This is a genomic window from Roseomonas sp. TAS13, from assembly GCF_001950415.1.
GTDB classification, from domain to species: Bacteria; Pseudomonadota; Alphaproteobacteria; order Acetobacterales; family Acetobacteraceae; genus Roseomonas; species Roseomonas mucosa.
This window is the reverse complement of record NZ_BDLP01000476.1, coordinates 1-2,826: the sequence shown is the minus strand read 5'-3', so window position 1 is coordinate 2,826 and position 2,826 is coordinate 1. Positions and strand designations below refer to the sequence as shown.

General features: G+C 71.5%; 5 protein-coding genes. All 5 read right to left on the bottom strand.

The features are described from left to right. Positions 1–23 precede the first annotated feature (23 nt). A complete protein-coding gene (locus tag ROTAS13_RS22355) occupies positions 24–815 on the bottom strand; it encodes a beta-ketoacyl-ACP synthase (protein WP_075823485.1) in 792 nt (263 codons plus the stop codon). After that, positions 815–1,306 (bottom strand): 3-hydroxyacyl-ACP dehydratase FabZ family protein, encoded by a 492-nt coding sequence (locus tag ROTAS13_RS22350; protein WP_058390374.1) that lies wholly within the window; start codon positions 1,304–1,306, stop codon positions 815–817. The genes ROTAS13_RS22355 and ROTAS13_RS22350 overlap by 1 nt, the downstream gene beginning before the upstream one ends. A gap of 54 nt (positions 1,307–1,360) precedes the next feature. Then, positions 1,361–1,642, bottom strand: coding sequence for an acyl carrier protein (locus tag ROTAS13_RS22345; RefSeq protein WP_019461204.1), 282 nt, complete (start codon positions 1,640–1,642; stop codon positions 1,361–1,363). A 312-nt stretch (positions 1,643–1,954) separates the two neighbouring features. Then, entirely contained in the window at positions 1,955–2,437 is a 483-nt protein-coding gene (locus ROTAS13_RS22340; RefSeq protein WP_371329254.1) for a hypothetical protein, read from the bottom strand. 60 nt (positions 2,438–2,497) lie between these two features. Further along, positions 2,498–2,826, bottom strand: a 329-nt coding sequence (locus tag ROTAS13_RS22335) for an ABC transporter permease subunit (protein ID WP_139323500.1), incomplete at its 5' end; no start/stop codon positions are given.

Sequence of the window (2,826 nt, the reverse complement as noted above, 5' to 3'; positions counted from 1 at the left end):
GGTGGAGCTGTGCGTAGATGTGATCAAGAGACAGCGGCATCGAGCCGGGCGAGCGCCCTGGCGCCGCGCGCGCGGGCATGCTCGGCGGCTTCCAGCACGAGATAGGCGGCCATGGAGCCCAGCACCATGCCGCCGCCCTCGCGCTCGGAAAGGGGGCGGAACCCTCCCTGCCACAGCCCGCTGCGGGCATAGAGGATCAGCATGTCCCAGCGCGAGGCGGCGAAGCCGCCGCCGACCAGCGCGATCTCGCCGCGCCCCTCGCCGATCCGCGCCCGGGCGATGCGCAGCGCATCGGCCGCGGCCACCTCTTCCCCCATCAGGGTGCGGGAGGAGCCGGTGACGCCGTGCACGATGGAGATGTTGCCGGCCACGAGGTTGGAAAGCTGCGCCAGGAACAGCGTCGGCCGCAGGCCGGTGGCCAGCATCTCGTTCAGCCGGGCACCCCGGTCGCTGCTCTGGGCCAGTTCCGCGGTGATCTGCTCGTCCAGCGCGACGTCGCGCTCGCCGCCGCCGGCGGCCACCACGAGATGCGTCTCGCCCACCAGGCCGCGCGCCCCGGCATCGTCCAGCGCCAGGCCGGCGGCATAGGTGTTCAGCCGCTGCCAGGGCTCCATCTGCCGCTGGTCGCCGCGCTTGGGGATCTGCCGGTCGAGGTCCAGGGCGGGCAGGGGATGCACCGTCCAGGGCGCGAAGCCCGTTTCGTCCAGCACCGGGCGGCGATCCGGCGCGTGCAGCACCTCCCAGTGCGCGTCGTTTCCTTCGCCCAAGGAGGTGACGAGGCCGATGCCGGTGATGACGACGTCTCGCTGGCGCATCAGCGGGGGGCTTCCTGGAGAGAGGAACGGGTGGCGGCCAGCGCCGCGTCCAGGCCGATAGAAGCGGCGCGCTCGTGCATCGCCTGGGCCAGTTCCGGGGCGGGGAAGGGCATGATCCGCAGCATGATCTCGGCATCGCAGAGGCGCTTGCCGCCGCTCTCGATGCGCGCCGCCGTCACGGCATAGCCGGAGCCGTCATGCACAATCCGGGCGGTGACCTCGAGCTTCGCGCCCGGTCCCACGAAGGAGCGGAACTTCGCCTCCTTCACCGAGGAGAGGAAGGGCATCGCGGACAGCCCGTTGCGCGCCAGCAGCAGCCAGCCCGAGGCCTGGGCCATGGTTTCCACCAGCAGCACGCCCGGCACCAGCGGATGGCCGGGGAAATGCCCCTCGAAAACCGGCGAGGCCTCCGGCACGGTGCTTTCCACCGCGATGGCGTCGCCGTCGAAGGACCGCACCCGGTCCACCATCATGAAGTATTCCAGGCGCACCGGGCGTCCTCCGTCTCTGGCCATCCTTTCCGGCGATGCCGGGAAGCGCGGGCGTCAGGCGCTCTTGGCCGCCACCAGTTCCTCGACCCGGGCGGCGAGGTTCTTCATGACGAAGTACTGCTCGGCCGGGGCGGTGCCGGCATTCACGTCCTGCGTCCACTTCTCGACCGGCACCTTGATGCCGAACTCCTTGTCGATGGCGAAGACGATGTCGAGGAAGTCCAGGCTGTCGATGCCCAGATCGTCGATCACATGGCTGTCGGGGGTGATCTTGTCGCGCGGGACTTCGGAATTGGCGGCGATGATGTCGGCGATGCGCTCGAAGGCCGAGGCCATGGACGGCTCCTGAAAGGGCAAGGGTCGCCGCCCGTACCTCCCGGCCCGGAAAAATCCCGGGTGGGAAGACGAGGGCGTCGGTCGGAACAGGGGGCGGGTGATGGACCGGAATGGGGGCGGGTGTCCATAGGTCTTGCGGCCCCGCCCTTTTCGATGGGCACCCCGGGAGCCGGATGGCTCTTGCGGGCGCGCGGAGCATCCGGCCCTGGGCCGGTCGCCCTGGGCCGCCATCGCCCCCGGAGGCGTGAATTCGAATCCCGAACAAATGGCGCCGGGCATACGCGGCGAAGGCATGGGTTCCGGCGACATGATCTAGCCACGGCCGGTCCCTGGCCTCCGCCAGCCCTGTTGGGCCAGCACCCAGGCTTCCTGTTCCGCCGTCTCGATCGCCCCCGGCCTTGCCCGTCGCACCTGCGCGATGGCCTCTGGCGCCGACAGCCCCCGGGCCAGCAGCAGCGCCGCGGCCAGGGTGCCGGAACAGCCCCGGCCGCCCCAGCAGTGGATCGCCACCCTTTCCCTGGCATCGAGCCGTTCCAGGGTCTGGTCCGCCAGCGCCCGCCAGCCCTGGCCCGGGGCGGGGATGCCGCAGTCCGGGATGGGAAAGCGGACCCAGCCGATATGCGCGCGGGCGAGCCGCGCCTCCAGCGCCGTGGCATCGGGGAACTCGCCCGGCTTGCAAAGGCTGAGCAGCCAGTTCGCCCCCCAGCGCCGCAGGGCGGCCAAGTCGGCGGCGAGATCGCCGTGGCACCCCGGGCAATGGGTGACGGCCAGCGCGCCCGGCGGTGGCCAGGGCAGGGGCGTCAGCTCCGGGGGCGGCGTCCGGTTGGAATGATGGCGGTGCGTCTCCCCGGGCGGTCAGAGGCCGGGCCGGGCCGGGGCGAGCAGGCGCAGGGCCCGGTCCGCCAGCAGGGCCAGCCAGGCGGTGAAGATGCCGCCTTGCAGCACCCAGGCGGGATTGCCGTTCGACAGCCCGACCACGATGGGCGTACCCAGGCAGCGCGCCCCGGCCACCGCCCCCACCGCCGCGGTGGCGATGGACAGCACCACCGCGATGCGCAGGCCGGACAGGATCACCGGCAGGGCAAGCGGAAGCTCGACCTGGAAAAGCTGCCGCGCCGGTCCCAGGCCAAGCCCCTGGGCCTGTCTCTTGATCACATCTACGCACAGCTCCACCGTAAGGCGAA